Origin of the sequence: Butyricimonas hominis (assembly GCF_014287455.1) — a bacterium.
GTDB lineage: Bacteria > Bacteroidota > Bacteroidia > Bacteroidales > Marinifilaceae > Butyricimonas > Butyricimonas muris.
Map to the genome: position 1 here is coordinate 479,620 of NZ_JACOOH010000001.1, position 17,366 is coordinate 496,985.

A 17,366-nucleotide genomic window follows, 5' to 3' on the forward strand; every position below is an offset into this window, starting at 1 on the left:
ATAGTATAAGTCGATGTATTTTAACTACATTCGCGATAACGATATTTAAACAGATGAAAGCAGTTATTCGATTTATTCTTGCCCTATTATTTCTTGTCCCCGTGATGGCGCACGCGCAGCAAAAGGGAATCGTGAAGGGGCGCATATTTGACAGTAAAAATAATGAACCGGTTCCTTTTGCCAACGTGGTGATCTGGAAAACGACCATAGGGACGGCGGCCGACGAGAACGGGTATTTCCGGATAGAAAATGTGCCGTTAGGATTCAATCGACTGGAAGTGAGCAGTGTCGGGTATAACACGAAGCTATCGGAAGAATTTATGGTTAACACGGCTTCCGAGCGCACGGTGAACGTGGAGCTGGAGGAGAGTTCGGTGAGCCTTGAACAAGTGACAGTGAAAGCCGATCCCTTCCGCAAAACGGCGGTGAGCCCGATGTCTTTGCAGCGCATCGGGATTGCCGAGATCGAGAAGAACCCCGGCGGGAACCGGGATATATCGAAAGTGCTGCAATCCATGCCCGGCGTGCTTTCATCCCCGGCTTTCCGCAATGACTTTATCGTGCGGGGCGGTGGTCCGAGCGAGAATCGTTTCTACTTGGACGACGTGGAATTACCGAACTTGAACCACTTCGCCACGCAAGGGGCTTCCGGTGGCGTGGTCAGTATCGTGAATATTGATTTCGTGAAAGAGGTGAGCTTTTATTCCGGTGCCTTTCCGGCAGACCGGGGAAACTTGATGAGTTCGTTACTCGACTTCAAACAAATATCCGGGAATCCGGATAAAATAAAAGTACGGGGAACTCTGGGGGCTACCGATTTCGGGGTATCGCTCGACGGTCCGCTCGCCCCGAAAACGACCTTTATCATGTCTGCGCGAAGGAGTTATCTCAAGTTCCTGTTCGACATGATCGGGTTGCCTTTTCTCCCGGTGTACAATGACGTACAGTTCAAGACGACAACGAATCTTTCCCCAAAAAGCGAATTGACGATTCTGGGTATCGGGGCTTACGACGTGAATAATTTGAATAAAAACATGAAAGATCCCGACGATGACCAGAAATACCTGCTCGATTATTTGCCGGAAAGCGTGCAATGGAGTTACACGCTGGGTGCCACGTACAAGTATTACGGGAAGCATTGGAATCATCTTTTCGTGCTCAGCCGGAGCACGTTGCAAAACGAGATCGAGAAGTACAGCCGGAACGACAAGAGTCAACCGAAACTGGTGGACTATACCTCGGGAGAAACGGAAAATAAATTCCGCTTCGAGCACAATCGCCTGACGAGGCAAAACGTGAAACTGAATTTCGGGGCAGGCATCGAGTACGCCACCTACAAGAACAAGACACAAAGGGAACTCTACACGCGAGGAGAGTTACAAAACATCCGCTACGACCGGAATTTCGAGTTTTTCAAATGGTCGCTGTTCGGGCAAGCCAGTAAAAGTTTTTTCCTCGAACGCCTTTCCTTGTCGTTCGGGGCACGGGTAGACGGGAACAGTTACACGTCGGGCATGAGCAACCCGTTGAAACAGTTCTCCCCCCGCCTCTCCCTGTCCTACTCGCTCACGCCGGAATGGTTCGTCAACGCGAGTACGGGGCGTTACTATCAATTGCCTTCCTACACGACCATGGGGTACGCGGACGAAAACGGGGAGTTCGTCAATAAACGGAACGGGGTGAAATATATCGCCACGAACCAATACGCGGCGGGAATAGAGTACCGTCCCGGCACCCGGACACAGATCACGCTGGAAGGTTTCTACAAGACCTACGACAAGTATCCCGTGTCGCTCGCCGACAGCATCGTGCTTGCCAACAAGGGGACGGATTACGTTGCCGTGGGTGACGAACCCGTGAAGTCGCTCGGCGAGGGACGGGCATACGGGGTGGAGCTCATGATACGCACACAAGAATTTTTCGGCATCGTGGCTTCTGCCGCCTATACCTATTTTTACTCGGAATTCAAACAGATGGATCACAACTTGCGCCCGACATCCAAGTATATCCCCAGTAGCTGGGACAACCGTCATATCTTTTCGCTCACCGCCACCCGCAAACTGGGGCTTTGGGATGTCGGCATGAAATGGAGGTACACAAATGGGGCTCCCTTCACTCCCTACGACCGAGAAACGAGTTCACTGATCGTAGCGTGGGATGCCAAGAAGCAACCTTATCTCGATTACTCTCGTTTTAATAGCGAACGGGCATCCTCGTTCCATCAACTGGATATTCGGGTTGACCGGAGCTTCTATTTCAAGAAATGGTCGCTTATCTTGTATGCCGACATACAAAATATATACAACCACAAGACGAAAAGCCCCGATCTCCTTGTCCCGGAAGAGGACGCGAACGGAAGCTACCGGGTAGACCCCGATCGTCCGGGGCACTACCTGATGCGATATATAAAAAATGACACGGGGACATTACTTCCCTCTGTTGGCATTATTGTTGATTTCTAAAGTAAAATAAAATATAAGCCGATTATGAAAAACATTATTTTTGATTTAGGAGGAGTGGTAGTCGAATGGAACGGTGAACGAGTAATCGACTCATTTAAAGGGAATCCGACGTTGATCATGAACATCAAAAACAAGGGATTCTTCAAAGACTATTGGACTCAATTCGACAAAGGAATTCTCGGGCGAGAAGAACTCGTGAACAAAGTATCCGTGCTCACCGGAATATCCGCCAAAGAATGTGATGCTTTCGTGGAACACGTGAAACGCTCGCTGGTACCGATTCCCGAAACAGAAGCGTTAATCAGGCTATTGTCCGCGCAAGGCTACAAACTGTATTGTCTATCCAATATGTCGCTCGACTTTTACGAGTATCTCAAGACGCGGGAAGTGTTCAACTATTTCGACGGGCAGATTATCTCGGCGATAGAACACATGGTTAAACCGGACAGGGAGATTTACGAGTTGATATTGAAACGATATCACTTGAAACCGGAAGAATCACTATTCATAGATGATCTTGCCGCGAATGTCAAAGCCGCACAGGCTCTCGGCATTAACACGGTACATTTCTCGGATAAACAGAAAGGGTACAAGGAAATCAGGGAGAGGTTGGGGAAAAAGGTTTCAAATTTTTCTTCCTGATAAAGTAATAAAAACGACAACAGAGCATAATGCCGGTCAGGGTGAGCCCGAGAGGATAACCCGTCCAAACCCCTTCAATACCCCAATCCAGAACGAAGCCGCAAATGTAAGAAACGGGCAAAGCGACCACGAAGTAGCCGATAAAGGAAATGACAGCCATAGAAGTCACGTCCAAAACGCCTCGCAGGGCATTGGCAAAGATAATTTGCAGACTGTCGCCGAATTGGTAAAAAACGAGGATCACCATCAACACGGCAACCAAGTCTACCACCTCTCCCGATGAAGTATATACCAGTCCGATATGTCCCCGTACCGACAGGAAGAATATGGAAACGGTCAAAGCCAACAAAGCTAACAAGTGGACTCCCGCCATGGTTGCCCGTTTCACGCTCGCGATATCTCCCCTACCGTAAAAGTTACTTACCCGTATCGAAACCGCAGACCCGACACCATAATACACCATAAATCCAAGGGTGGATATAGAGGCTACCACCTGATGCGCCGCCAAAGCGACCGTGCCCAGCCAACCGATCATTACCCCGCTGATGCTGAATAACGCTGTTTCCATCCCCATTTGCAAACCGACCATGATTCCCATACGATTCAGCACCCGCAAGTCTCCCGAATTATACGCTGTCCGACGATACCCCACCAAATAACGACGATAGGACAAACGCCGAAAAAACAAGACGGCGAACGCGACAAACATGAATACCCGGGATGCCAGCGTGGATATTCCCGCTCCCGTTAAGCCGAGTGCCGGAAGCCCGAAAGTCCCGTAAATCAGAATCGTGTTCCCGATAATATTCAGCACGTTGGCGGAGAGCATGATCCACATGGAAGTCTTCGTGTCCGTGATGCCGTCGGCAAATTGCTTGAAGCTGTTGAACATCATCACGAAAACCAACGAGGCTAACTGTAACAGGAAATAAGACCGAATGAGCGGCAGTAACTCTTCCGGCTGTCCCATGCGATGAACATTCAAGAAAACTACTCCCATGATCAACGAGAGCAACACCCCGATCATCAAATTAGCCAACAGACTGTTGCGCAAAAGACCGCCTACCCGGAACTTATTCCCCCGACCGAAAAATTGCCCGATCAAAGGAGTCAACCCGTATGAGAAACCCAAGCCGAAAAGAATCGGGATATTGAACACGCTATTCACGAACGAGGAAGCCGCCAGATCAGCCGTACTGAAATGTCCCACCATAATATTATCCACCAACCCGACCACGACAACCCCTAGCTGTCCCAACACGATAGGCACGCCTATCTTAACCGTTTCCGAGTAATGCCGCCCGTATTTCTGTAACCAATTGCTCATGCTGTCCGTTTGAAAACACAAAAATAGAGATATATCCCAAAATATTCTAACTTTGCCCCGAATGATTGTTTCAATTTATAAGGCAAGACTCTGACAGGCGATTTTGAAAAAAATATTTAACCGTTGTCACCCGCGGGTGAATATTATTTGTCTCAAATGTAGGGATGGTATGTGAACAATGAAGATTAAAAAGACAAAAAGAGATGGAGGAAGAGACTAACATGCATTTATTCTCGACAGATGAACGTAGCAAACAACTGTTTACCACGTTTTATCCCGCGTTATGTCTTTTTGCCAACCGCATCTTGAATAATTTTGACGAGGCCGAGGATATCGTTCAAAATGTTTTCATTACCTTGTTACATAAAAAGGTGAAAATAAACAAAATAAACTCACTCAAAGCCTATCTTTACAGTTCGGTACATAACGCTTGTATTAATCACTTGAAGCATCAAGCATATATCACTGAAAAAATGAAAGACTTCGAGCAAGAAGTCTATGAAGAAAACAGTTACCTGCTTCAGCGAATCGAAAGCGAGATTATGGAAGAAATATTCAGTACCATCGAGAAACTTCCGGAAGAATGCCGGAAGGTCTTCAAACTAAGCTACATCGACGGTATGGAGGTTTGTAAAGTTGCCGAAACCCTTCAGATCTCAGAAAACACGGTGAAAACCCAACGCCTGAGAGCACGCAAATTCTTGAAAGAAAATTTAAAAGACTTGTTCCCCTTATTAGTCATTATTTTTCCTTGTTTTTAAAAATCTTCGAAAAAATAATACCCTCTGTCACCCGCGGGTTCAATTCTTTTGTCTTAAAGATAAAAGACGCCATAAAATGAGAAAAGAATCCGACATACAGAAAATTTCCGAACTGATCTTGAAACAGATGAGGCAGGAAATCACGGAAGAAGAAAAACTCTTTCTCGCCAATTGGTTGAAACAATCGAATAAAAACCAAGAATTATACGTTCGTATACAAAACGAAAACTATATACTGGAACAATATCGATTGAAACAAACGATTGACACGGACAAGGCATGGAAACACGTGACTTCCTTTCCCCGAAGACGCGTATCCCGCTATTTCGGGTACGCGGCAACCATTCTCCTTCTTCTCGGTACCTATTTTATTTACCGGATAGAAAGCCGCACGGAAATAAAGCCAAAAGATGTAGTTGCCATGAAACCGATTCAACCGGGAGTGGGCAAAGCCACCCTCATCGTGTCGAACCGGGAAGAGATACAATTGCACAAGAACTGCCAACTTGAATTAACGGATAATTCCGGGACAAAATACCGGAATGATTCTGCCACGTTATATTACCAAACCGGAACACCCGAGAATACAACCGCCCAAACGGATAATATCCATACCTTGGTTATCGGCAGAGGGGGAGAATACAGCGTCATGCTGGCGGACGGGACGAAAGTACATCTAAATTCCGATTCCAAACTCCGGTATCCGGTTACTTTCACGCGATCCGAACGCCGGGTGTATCTCGAGGGAGAAGCCTATTTTGAAGTCAGTCGGGATGAGCGACACCCGTTTATCGTGGAAGGAAAAGATTTTGCCGTACAGGTACTCGGTACAAGTTTCAATATATCCAACTACAAGGATGATGACGTGTCGCGGGTCGTGTTGCTGGAAGGTAGTGTACAAGTTAAAAAAGCAAACAAAAACTATAAACTGAAACCCGACGAAGCCCTCGAAATAAGCGGGGACGACATCAGCATCAAAAAAACAAACGCCAGAAACGCCATATCGTGGAAAAATGATAAATTTTATTTCTCCAACGAACGGCTGGAAGTCGTCATGATGAAATTGGCAAGGTGGTATGATGTGAACCTGTTCTACACGAATCAAACCATTAAAGATTACCACTTCACGGGTTTCATTCCCAAATATGCCGATATCACAAAAGCATTCCGCGTGTTGGAACTGACCGCTGATGTAAAATTTGAGGTAAAAGATCGAACAGTGACTATTATGAGGATATAATAATACAAATTAAATAGCTTATTATTAATTATTTATTGATTCGAAACACGAATCAATTCGGGTGTTGTGTGCATAAATCACACGTATGTAAAAACTTAAAAAAATTACCATGAAGTACAAATTGTTATTATTGCTCTGTTTTTTCACAGTAGCGTTCTTAACTGAAACAGAGGCTTCTGCCAGAAAGAAAAAGAAAGAAACGGCAAAAACTCCTGTCAAAAAAGAAAGTGCTTACGACAAGCTCTTTAAAAAAGACCACACACAAGCAAAAGGACTCATCAATTTACATCGGGTCGATAATAAATTGTATTTTGAACTTCCCCTTCAACTTTTGGGAAAAGACATGTTACTGGGATCGACCGTAACGGAAATCAGTGATAACGGGGATGCCATCGTGGGACAAAAACCCAAAGAGCCGTTGCACATACAATTTACCATGATCGATTCCACGATTCAATTAAGGCAAATTTTCAATTATTCGATCACACGCCCTGAAGATAAAAACATTGCCAATGCCATCGAGAAAGCCAACATCGGGGCTATTATCGGGGTTTACAAGGTTGAAGCCTACAACCCGGACAGTACGGCGGTGGTCTTCGATATCACCAAATTGTTCGTGGGTGATAACAAAGACCTCGAACCGATCGATGATTACGGTGCCAATACTTACGGGGGATATCTGGTCAGAAGCAGCCGCTTCCAGCAAGACAAATCTTTCCTCGGGGAAATCAAGGCATTCGAGGATAATGTTCTCGTGAGGAGCCACCTCTCTTACGAGTGTGATATCCGCGGAGGACAGAACTATTACGAATACAAAAAACCGCTTACGGTAGTAGCAACCCGGAGTATCGTACTCTTGCCGGAAATCCCAGCGAGACCCCGTATCGCGGATCCGCGAGTGGGAATATTCCCGACCATTAAAATCCAATACACGAACACCGACAACAAGGCTGTTAATGTTTTTTACGCCAACCGTTGGAGACTGGAACCATCGGACGAGATCGCCTTCAAAAAAGGACAACTCGTGGAACCGAAAAAACCGATTGTTTTCTACATCGACGATAATTTCCCGGATATGTGGAAAAAATACATCCACATGGCAGTAGAGGACTGGAATCTGGCATTTGAAAAAATCGGTTTTAAAAAAGCTATCATCGCCAAGGATTTCCCGAAAGACGATCCGGAATTTGACCCGGACAACTTGAAATATTCCTGCGTACGTTATGCCCCGACATGGATGGCTAACGCGATGGGACCGTCATGGACAGACCCCAGAACAGGAGAAATCATTAATGCGTCGGTATATATCTATCACAACTTGATCAGCTTACTGTACAACTGGCGCTTTATCCATACCGCCGCGGCTGATCCGGATGTACGTTACAAGATTCTCCCCGAGCAAGTTATGGGTGAGGCCATTCGATACGCGAGCCGTCATGAAGTGGGGCACTGTCTTGGTTTCATGCACAACATGGCAGCCTCGGCTTCCATTCCGGTCGAAAAACTGAGAGATCCCGAATTTACACAAAGGTACGGTACCACGGCATCCATCATGGACTACGCCCGTTTCAATTATGTCGCACAACCCGGCGATAAAGAAAGAGGCGTGAAATTAACCCCGCCGATTCTGGGAGAATACGATTATTTCCTCATCAAATGGAGTTATTCTCCGCTTTTAGACGCCAACTCTCCCGAAGAGGAAACGACAACATTAAACCAATGGGTGCGCGAAAAAGCCGATGACCCGATGTACAGGTACGGCAAACAACAAATCTGGACACATTATGACCCTAGCTCTCTGTCCGAAGATTTAGGCGACGACGCCATGATCGCGTCCGAATACGGTATCAAGAATTTGAAATACATCCTGTCGAACTTGAATAACTGGTTTACTGACAGCGACAAAGACTACAAGCACAGATTCTCTTTGTACAACGAGATAGTACAACAATACGTGAGATACTTGAATCACGTGTATGCCAATATCGGCGGTATTTACCTGACGGAAAGATACGAGGGAGATCCTCGTCCGAGCTATGAAGCCGTGCCGAAAGAGAAACAAAAACGGGCATTACAATTCATGATGGCACAAGTGAGAGATATCGACTGGATCGAAAATAAAGATTTGTTGAAGAATTTCACGCTTATCGGTTCCCCGAGTTCGGACATCCAATCCGAAGTAGTTTCCCGCATCGTGGACGGGGTAAGCAAACTCCCCCTCTGCGTGGCAAAAACAGATAAAGATCCCTATACCCCGGAAGAATACCTGAACGAGATTTATAACTTCGTGTGGGCTACAACACTAAAAGGCGGAAAAACCCAAGTGGCAGATCGTAAGTTACAAGACGCTTTCGTTTCCGCATTAATCAGCAAAAGTAGCGGTTCCGGTTCCGGCGGCAGCATCATGATCGGGGTTACAGACGCCTTCAAAGCGATCGAAGTTCCCGAATATATCAAACAAAAAAGCATCGAGGATTACGGACACGCCGCACTTGAATATGCCGCTCCTCAAGAAGCTAACGACAACGGAGAGGTCAGCGGATTCGGGTTCCTGCAAGCCGTTAATTACACGACTTCGCCTTCCGTGTCACACATCTATTACGGGATGTTGCTAAAAACCAAGAACCTGTTGGAAAAGAACATAAATCATCCCTCGCTGGAAACCAGAAATCATTACCAATTATTGTTGCGTCGGATTGACAAAGCGATGAAATAGCCTGTAACCTTTTTAGTAATGATAAAAAAAATTGATATGAACAAGATAATGACTCTTCTCATCATTTGCTTCTTGATACCGACACTCGGTACGCAAGCCGCAACGAGAAAGAAGAAAGAGAATAAAACAGAACAGAAGAAGCAAAGCGAATACGACAAACTGTTCAATACACCCGCGTGCAAGACGGTAAAGGGCTTGATCACATTACACAAAATCGACGGCAAGGTCTATTTTGAATTTCCGTTCTCGTTATTCGGGAAGGAAATGTTACTCGGTTCGACCGTCGAGGAGATTAGCGACAACACTGAAGCACTGGTGGGACAGAAGCCGCACAGACCCCTGCATATCTACTTCACCAAAATAGACACGAACGTACAAATGCGCTATGTTTACAACGCTTCGGTCACCAACGCCAAGGACAAAAACATTCAAGAAGCCATCGACAAAGGAAATATCGGTGCTATCGCGAAAATGTTCCCGGTCAAATGCTGGAATAATGATAAATCGGCGGTCGTGTTCGACGTGACAGACTTCCTCGTAAGTGATTTATACGAGATCGATCCTTTCGACCCGTACAGCGCGAGTACCTACGGCGGTTGGATTCAGCGTATCACGAACTTCAAAAAAGACCGTTCGTTTATCGGCGATATCATGGCTTTTGAAGACAACGTATCAATCAGCAGTCACCTTTCCTTCGGGGTAACCATGAGAGCCCTCGGCATGTTCGAGTACCAAACGGACAAACCGTTCTCCGCCCTCGTGAAACGCTCCTTAATCCTATTGCCGGAGAAACCGATGCGACCCCGGATTCTAGACCCGCGCATCGGGGTTTTCTACACGGGGAAAATGAAATTCACGAATGACGACAATGGTTCGGACGTCGTTTACTACGCCCACCGCTGGAGAGTTGAACCCAAGGACATGGAAGCCTACAAGAGAGGAGAGCTTGTAGAGGTAAAACAACCGATTATCTTCTACATCGACCCGAATTTCCCGCAAATGTGGATGAAATACATCCGCATGGGAGTGGAAGACTGGAACCGTGCTTTCGAAGAAATCGGATTAAAGAATGTCGTACAGACCAAAATGTTCCCCGTTGACGATCCCGAATTTGACCCGAACAATATTAAATACACCTGTATCCGTTATGCTCCCATTCCCGTGGAAAACGCCATGGGTCCCTCTTGGGTAGACCCGAGAAGCGGGGAGATTCTGAACGCTTCCGTGTACATCTATCACAATCTCGTGAGTCTTCTTTACACGTGGAGAATGTTGCAAACGGCAGCCGTAGACCCGAGCGTAAGGCAGATCACCTTGCCGGAAGAGGTCATGGGTGACGCCATCCGCTACGTCGCACGTCATGAAGTGGGACACTGTTTCGGGTTGATGCACAATATGGCATCCTCTAATGCCTTCCCCACGGACTCTTTGCGTTCCGCCACCTTCACGCAGAAATACGGCACGACTCCTTCCATCATGGATTATGCCCGCTTCAATTACGTGGCACAACCGGGGGACTTGGAAAAAGGGGTAAAACTCACACCGCCTATCATCGGACAATATGATTACTACGCCATAAAATGGATTTACAAGCCTATCCCCGAGGCGAAAACCGCAGAAGAGGAAGTTCCGACGCTGGACAGATGGATCAGTGAAAAAGCCGGAGATCCTATTTACAGGTACGGGAAACAGCAAATCATGTCCCGGTATGATCCGAGTGCCTTGGAAGAAGACTTGGGTGACGATGCCATCAAGTCCGCCACCTACGGTTTGAAGAATTTAAGATACGTCATGGAAAACTTGAACGAATGGGTTGCAGCATCGGACACTGACCTCTCTTTCAGAAATCAGATGTATTATGCCATTCTGAATCAATTCAGAACCTACATGGGACACGTCACTCCTATCATCGGTGGTATCTACCTGAACGAGAAATACGAGGGCGATCCGCGACCGACTTACCAGTCCGTACCGAAAGCAGAACAAAAGCGGGCTTTACAATTTCTGTTGCAATTACAGGAAGATATGTCGTGGCTGGATAACAAAGAAATGCTCAAAAATATCCCGATTATCGGTAATCCCGGAGTGCTTTTCCAGCAAACACTGATCAGCAATCTTATCAGCAACGCTTCCGGCTTAGGGCTATGCATCTCGAAATCAGAAGAGCCATACACGGAAGAGGAGTACTTGCAGGATATATACGATTACATTTGGAAACCCACACAAAAAGGTGTCACGCTGAAAAGCCGGGAACGGGAAGCACAATTGACTTTCGTGAAGAGCCTAATCAAAGAATCCAAACTGGATGCCGGAAAAGGCAAGGCAAGAGGCAGTATGAATATCACGAATAACTTGACGCTGGATCAATGGCTGGATCAAAAGATGTTCCAACTCTACGGTTATGTCCCGGAACAAGCAAAATTATCTGCCGACAGCCCGGAACCGGTGCAAGGCGTTGGATTCCAAAGACGGGTAAAAGCGGACTTTCCAAGTATCGCACACGTGTATTACAATGTTTTGATGAAGACCAAACAACAATTGGAAAAAGCCAAAAACACGGGTAATACCGAAACCCGTAATCATTACGCTTTACTACTGCATCAAATCAACCAAGCTCTCAAAAAGGATTGACAAATAACAGGACGAGGGACCCGAAAAACAGTCTCTCGTCCCTATCTAATTTAATTACAAACATAACAATAGCAAACATGGAAAAAGAGTGTCATCTAAAACAGTTGCTATGCAAGGGGCTGCTAATTCTTTGCCTGCAACTTTTCGTTACCTTGTCCATCTCCGGGGAAAACCTGTACGGACAACAGCACAAAGTAGTGACGGTCAACTTGAAAAACGTAACGTTACTCCACGCGCTGGAATATCTGACAAACGTGGTCGGATGCGAGATTCTCTACAATCACGAACAAGTCAGGTCGGATAAAAAGTTTGACTTGGAAATGACAGACAAAACACTGGAAGAGGTTTTGAATAAATGTCTGGAAGGTACAAGCCTGACATACAAGATCGTGGATAACGTGTTCGTGTTGACCAACCGCACCAAAGAAGAGGAGAAAGCGAAAGAGATAAAAGGTGTCGTTGTAGACGTCAAGGGCGACTCCATCCCGGGTGTTACCGTCATGATCAAAGGAACTACTATCGGAACGAGTACCGATGCAAAAGGTCTGTTCAAAATGACCATTCCCGCCAACTTGAAAGATCTTACGCTCGTTTTCACCTATGTCGGCATGGAAACTCAAGAGGTCCAAGCCGGTAACAAGACAACCTTCAGAATTGTTTTGAAAGAAAAAGAGGAAAGTTTGGACGAAGTTATTGTTACGGGATATTCCAACATCAAAAAATCAAGTTTCACGGGAAGTGCCGTACAATTGAAGAAAGAAGATATCTTGAAAGTGTCCAAACGAAACGTTATCGCCGCACTGTCTACCTACGATCCTTCATTACGAATCATCAAAAACAATGAATGGGGTTCCAACCCGAACAAAGTTCCCGAGTTTTACATTCGCGGACGTTCCAGTATCGGGACAAAAGCACTGGATAAACAAGCGTTGGAAAATAACCCGAACACTCCTACTTTCATCATGGACGGCTTCGAAGTAACGGCAGAGAAAGTGTACGACATGGACCCGGAAAGAATTGAAAGTATCACGATCCTCAAAGACGCTGCCGCAACCGCCATGTACGGTTCCCGCGCTGCCAACGGAGTGATTGTAATCACAACGGTAGCCCCCAAGCCGGGTGAGATCCGTGTAGATTATTCCATGGTCGGCACCCTCGCCATTCCCGACCTGTCCGACTATAATCTTATGAATGCGGCAGAAAAACTGGAAGCAGAACGGCTTGCCGGATACTATGACGAACTTTCGGCACAAAACACGTATTACCAGAAACTGGAAGACGTTGCCCGGGGAGTTGACACCTACTGGATCGGTCAACCTCTCCGTAACTCCTTCAGCCACAAACACAGCATATACATTCAAGGTGGTGTGGAAAGTATTCGTTTCGGGCTGGATCTTTCCTACAACAACAATGACGGAGTTATGAAAGGATCTTTCCGGGATAATATGGGAGCCGGACTAACCTTGGATTATAGATATAAGGATCTACAGATTAAAAACTATATAGCCTACAAATCCAACAAATCCAAAGAATCTCCTTACGGGAACTTTGCAGATTACACGAGACAGTTACCCTATAACGAAATGAAAGATTCCTACGGCAATTATAGTAAAACACTCAAATGGGGAGATTTTGATAAAACCAATCCTCTATACGAGGCCACTCTTGGCAACTATGACAGATCGTCCTATAATGAATTACAAGATAATGTAGGTATCAACTGGTATATTATTGACGGACTACAAATAAAAGGTACTTTCGGCGTAACCAAACAATGGACAAAATCTGACGTTTTCGTGGATCCCCTGTCTCAAAAATCCCAAAATTCAAGTGACCCGTACAATTTATTAAGAGGTTCATTAACAAGATCCAGAGGGAATTTCTTAAGTTGGGATCTATCCGTCATGTTAATTTACAACCGTCAATTACATAAACACAATATAAACGCTACATTAACTTATAACGCCAGAGCTCAAGAAACAGATTCGGAAAGAAGCGAATACAGGGGATTCCCTTCCAGCGATCTGGTATCTCCGGCCTATGCAAAAGAAATCTATCAGAAGCCCACTTTCGCGGACAACGCAACCCGGAATATCGGTTTCCTCGCTTCTGTAAACTATGACTACAATAACATATACGCTCTTGACTTGACGTATCGTCTGGATGGTTCCTCGGAATTCGGAGACAAGAAAAGATGGGGTTCTTTCTATTCCGGTGGTGCAGCCATAAACATTCATAATTACGATTTTTTAAAAGGGAACAAAGTCCTCACCCTATTAAAAATCCGAAGTAATTACGGGCAATTAGGTACTGCTAATTTTGCTCCTTACGAGGCATCTACCCGTTATCTAGCCAATCTTGACAATTGGTACAGTTCCGGGTACGGAGTTTCCCTCATCGCTTTAGGAAACCAAAATCTGGTGTGGCAAAAAACAAATTCTTTAGACCTTGGTATCGAATTTGAGCTATTTGACGGACTTTTCTACGCGAAAGCATCGTGGTATAACAAACAGACGGTAGATATGGTAAATGATGTTACTATTCCTTCTTCTGCCGGTTTCAATTCTTACAAAGAAAATCTCGGAAAGCTTGAAAACAAAGGATTTGAAATTGATGTAAGAAGTGATTTTGTCAGAACGAAAGATTGGGCTGCCTCCGTGTTTTTAAATCTTTCGCACAACAAAGGTAAATTGAAAAAGATATCAAACGCATTGCAGGAATACAACGACAAGGTGAACTCACACTATGACGATTATTATTCTACCCCGGACGAAGAATTGATGAAACCCTTGTTAAAATACGAAGAAGGTCAATCACTGACAGCTATCTGGGGAATGCGATCTCTTGGAATCGATCCGACAAACGGAAAGGATATGCTATTGAACAGAGACGGTAGCATCACTTACGACTACACGGCAGAAAACCAAATCGTACTGGGAGATACGGAACCCGATGCGGAAGGTAATTTCGGTTTAAATTTACGTTATAAAGGTTTTACCTTATTCACTTCATTCAAATTCCAATTCGGGGCACAAAGCTACAACTCCACGTTGGTTTCAAAAGTTGAGAATGTCAACCTGCAATATTATAACGCGGATAAACGCGTATTGTATGACCGTTGGCATGAAATCGGGGATATCGCAAAATACAAAAGCATCAAAGATTACAGTGAAACAACAAGACCGGTTTCCCGCTTCGTGCAGGACGATAATTGGCTGGAACTGACTTCACTCACACTAGGATACGATTTCAGCGAGCATGCATGGATGAAAAAAGCCCGTTTAAAAACGTTACGTGTTGAATTCAACATGAATGATTTGATGCATGTTTCTTCAATAAAGCAGGAGAGAGGACTTTCTTATCCTTTCGCTTATAACATGGGATTCTCATTAAAAATCGGACTTTAATCTAATAAAATACATGACCATGAAAAAAATAATATATATCGCCCTTTGCCTAATAGGATTCTCCGGTTGCGACAACTGGCTGGATGTATCGGCTTCAGACCAGATTAAAGAGAGTCAATTGTTTGAAAACGGGAACGGTTTCAGAAGTGCTTTACTAGGCATATACCAGAATCTTTCAACAGAAGATCTTTACGGTAAAAATATGACGTGGGGATTCATGGATTGCCTCGGACAACTATACGATCCAAAAGCAATAACATTAAACGGTGGTGAACTGGTTCAAGCCCAAAATTACGCATTTGAACATAGTGCCGTCAAACCCGTTATTACTAAAATATGGGAATCCATGTACAACTGCATAGCGAATTGCAACAACGTAATCACAAACATAGAACACGCAAGCCCATCTATCTTCGAGTATAAAGAAGAAGAAAAGAATATGATCTTGGGAGAGGCTCTAGCCTTACGCGGATTTATGCACTTCGACCTGCTCAGATTGTTTGCCCCGGCGCCCAAGGCAGGAGCTTCCGGAACATATATTCCCTACTGCACCTCGTACCCCGAAATTCGGAGTCCTAAACTTTCGGTAGATGACTTTTTAAAATTAGTTATTGAAGATTTGGAAAAAGCCCAAGACTTGACGGCTAAATTCGACACACTGCCGGATAATATAAAAGCTATACAAGACGCTTTTTATAGAGTAGGGAAAGCAAATTATTTCCAAGAAAGAGGTATTTTCTGGAGTTATCGCGGGACACGCATGAATTACATGAACGTAACCGCGTTACTGGCAAGAGTCTACATGTACTCCGGACAAATTGACAAGGCGTATGAAGAAGCGAAATACTTACTAGATTTCGAAGGATTGGAATATCCGTCATATAGTTCAAGTTATGACGGAAACTCCAAAAGTAGGGAAGATATCATTCTGGCTTTTTTCAACAAAAATGTTACCGAGATATTTAAACCATGGACAGGTGAAAACGGTTATCTGAAAATCCGGAATGTAGAAGATTTATTCGAAGGCGAAACTACCGACCGCCGCTATTCAAAAATGACAACGGAAATAGCCAAAGGTACCCGGATTTCAGCCAAATATGTAGGTTATGAAGACCCTTCTAAAGAAAGAGATAACGGTCCGCTCATTCCCGTCATAAGAAAAGCCGAAATGTATTATATCGCTTGCGAATATTTTTTGCAACACAAAAAAGTGGATGAAGCAAAAGCATTACTGGCCGAATTGCGAGAAGAACGCGGTAACGGAAAACCTCTTCCTGAATTATCCGAAAGTCAATTTATCGAAACGATGCTTTTAGACGCAAGACGAGAGTTAATGAGCGAAGGACAACTTTTCTTCCTGTATAAATATTATAATCTTCCTATTTGGGATGGCAAGACAAACCCGGCAATCACCGCCAAGTTCGTATTACCCGTTCCCGCCAGTGAAAATATCTAATTCATAAAATTACCGATTATGAAAAAATATCTTGTAATACTCATTTGTCTGTTCACGATATGCAGTTGTACAGAAGAAGAATCACCCTATTATGAAGGCGGGCATTACATCTATTTCCGCAACAGCTACACCTCGGATAGTATTGAAATGTCATTCTTTTTCTATCCCGGGCAGGATAAAGTACCCGTGTGGTTAAAACTCGAATCCGGAGGGGATATCTTTACAAAGGATGTACCTGTCAAATTCTCCGTGGATAAAGATTTGTCAACCGCGGCAGAAGAAGATTACGACCTCCCGACAGATGCCGTATTCCACGCCGGACACCAGAAAGATTCCACACAACTATTCTTGAATTACACGCCCAAACTGGATGACAAAAGATTTAAGCTCGTCGTGAATCTGGATGCATCCGACGCTTATACCCCGGGACCGAAACTATACCGGAAAGCCGTAATTATTTTTACAGCCATTCCCTCTCGTCCCGAATGGTGGGATTCTGACATTGAAAAAGTTTATCTCGGCAAGTATTCTGATCTCAAGTACGAAACACTCATGAGCGTCACGAAAGTTTCTGATTGGTCTAATCTTGAATCGCCCGAAAAACGGGCATTGGCACTACAATTCAAATACTACCTGCAAAAGTGCGCGGAAGACCCTGAAATAGGTCCCGTTTTAGATGAAGACGGTCGACCGATGACTGTAACTGTAATTGGATAAATAAAAA

10 protein-coding genes are annotated in these 17,366 nt (G+C 44.9%); 9 read left to right on the plus strand and 1 reads right to left on the minus strand.

Annotated features, from left to right (window positions below):
- The first annotated feature begins 53 nt into the window (after positions 1-53).
- Together H8S64_RS01895 and H8S64_RS01900 are read left to right on the plus strand one after the other, a co-directional pair.
- On the plus strand, positions 54-2,462 hold the full coding sequence (locus tag H8S64_RS01895) for a TonB-dependent receptor (RefSeq protein ID WP_186974722.1): 2,409 nt from the start codon (positions 54-56) through the stop codon (positions 2,460-2,462).
- 24 nt (positions 2,463-2,486) lie between these two features.
- Positions 2,487-3,104, plus strand: coding sequence for an HAD family hydrolase (locus H8S64_RS01900; protein ID WP_186974723.1), 618 nt, complete (start codon positions 2,487-2,489; stop codon positions 3,102-3,104).
- Here H8S64_RS01900 and H8S64_RS01905 read toward each other — a convergent pair.
- The gene (locus H8S64_RS01905; protein ID WP_186974724.1) at positions 3,061-4,431 is read right to left on the minus strand and encodes an MATE family efflux transporter; all 1,371 of its coding nucleotides are present in this window, start codon (positions 4,429-4,431) and stop codon (positions 3,061-3,063) included. The two genes, H8S64_RS01900 and H8S64_RS01905, sit on opposite strands and share 44 nt — an antisense overlap.
- A 203-nt stretch (positions 4,432-4,634) precedes the next feature.
- Here H8S64_RS01905 and H8S64_RS01910 point away from each other — a divergent pair, with 203 nt between their 5' ends.
- The 7 genes from H8S64_RS01910 to H8S64_RS01940 all read left to right on the plus strand — a co-directional run bounded on the left by H8S64_RS01910 (position 4,635) and on the right by H8S64_RS01940 (position 17,359).
- The gene (locus tag H8S64_RS01910; protein ID WP_099291132.1) at positions 4,635-5,192 is read left to right on the plus strand and encodes an RNA polymerase sigma factor; all 558 of its coding nucleotides are present in this window, start codon (positions 4,635-4,637) and stop codon (positions 5,190-5,192) included.
- 76 nt (positions 5,193-5,268) lie between these two features.
- Positions 5,269-6,432 carry a FecR family protein gene (locus H8S64_RS01915; protein ID WP_099291133.1) on the plus strand — a complete coding sequence of 388 codons (1,164 nt, stop codon included), beginning with the start codon at positions 5,269-5,271 and terminating at the stop codon, positions 6,430-6,432.
- Positions 6,433-6,541: 109 nt separating this feature from the next.
- Positions 6,542-9,148 (plus strand): zinc-dependent metalloprotease, encoded by a 2,607-nt coding sequence (locus H8S64_RS01920; protein ID WP_186974725.1) that lies wholly within the window; start codon positions 6,542-6,544, stop codon positions 9,146-9,148.
- Positions 9,149-9,184: 36 nt separating this feature from the next.
- Positions 9,185-11,779 carry a zinc-dependent metalloprotease gene (locus H8S64_RS01925; RefSeq protein WP_255469385.1) on the plus strand — a complete coding sequence of 865 codons (2,595 nt, stop codon included), beginning with the start codon at positions 9,185-9,187 and terminating at the stop codon, positions 11,777-11,779.
- Between the two features lie 77 nt (positions 11,780-11,856).
- A complete protein-coding gene (locus H8S64_RS01930; RefSeq protein ID WP_186974727.1) occupies positions 11,857-15,186 on the plus strand; it encodes a SusC/RagA family TonB-linked outer membrane protein in 3,330 nt (1,109 codons plus the stop codon).
- 19 nt (positions 15,187-15,205) lie between these two features.
- Positions 15,206-16,642 (plus strand): RagB/SusD family nutrient uptake outer membrane protein, encoded by a 1,437-nt coding sequence (locus H8S64_RS01935; protein WP_186974728.1) that lies wholly within the window; start codon positions 15,206-15,208, stop codon positions 16,640-16,642.
- Positions 16,643-16,660: 18 nt separating this feature from the next.
- Positions 16,661-17,359 (plus strand): DUF4843 domain-containing protein, encoded by a 699-nt coding sequence (locus H8S64_RS01940; RefSeq protein ID WP_186974729.1) that lies wholly within the window; start codon positions 16,661-16,663, stop codon positions 17,357-17,359.
- Positions 17,360-17,366: the final 7 nt, after the last annotated feature.

Bases quoted from the DNA above. Each gene is read 5' to 3' on its own strand.
- H8S64_RS01925 (WP_255469385.1), top strand. From the start codon at position 9,185: ATGAACAAGATAATGACTCTTCTCATCATTTGCTTCTTGATACCGACA.
- H8S64_RS01915 (WP_099291133.1), top strand. From the start codon at position 5,269: ATGAGAAAAGAATCCGACATACAGAAAATTTCCGAACTGATCTTGAAA.
- H8S64_RS01940 (WP_186974729.1), top strand. From the start codon at position 16,661: ATGAAAAAATATCTTGTAATACTCATTTGTCTGTTCACGATATGCAGT.
- H8S64_RS01935 (WP_186974728.1), top strand. From the start codon at position 15,206: ATGAAAAAAATAATATATATCGCCCTTTGCCTAATAGGATTCTCCGGT.
- H8S64_RS01910 (WP_099291132.1), top strand. From the start codon at position 4,635: ATGGAGGAAGAGACTAACATGCATTTATTCTCGACAGATGAACGTAGC.
- H8S64_RS01900 (WP_186974723.1), top strand. From the start codon at position 2,487: ATGAAAAACATTATTTTTGATTTAGGAGGAGTGGTAGTCGAATGGAAC.
- H8S64_RS01930 (WP_186974727.1), top strand. From the start codon at position 11,857: ATGGAAAAAGAGTGTCATCTAAAACAGTTGCTATGCAAGGGGCTGCTA.
- H8S64_RS01920 (WP_186974725.1), top strand. From the start codon at position 6,542: ATGAAGTACAAATTGTTATTATTGCTCTGTTTTTTCACAGTAGCGTTC.
- H8S64_RS01895 (WP_186974722.1), top strand. From the start codon at position 54: ATGAAAGCAGTTATTCGATTTATTCTTGCCCTATTATTTCTTGTCCCC.
- H8S64_RS01905 (WP_186974724.1), bottom strand. From the start codon at position 4,431: ATGAGCAATTGGTTACAGAAATACGGGCGGCATTACTCGGAAACGGTT.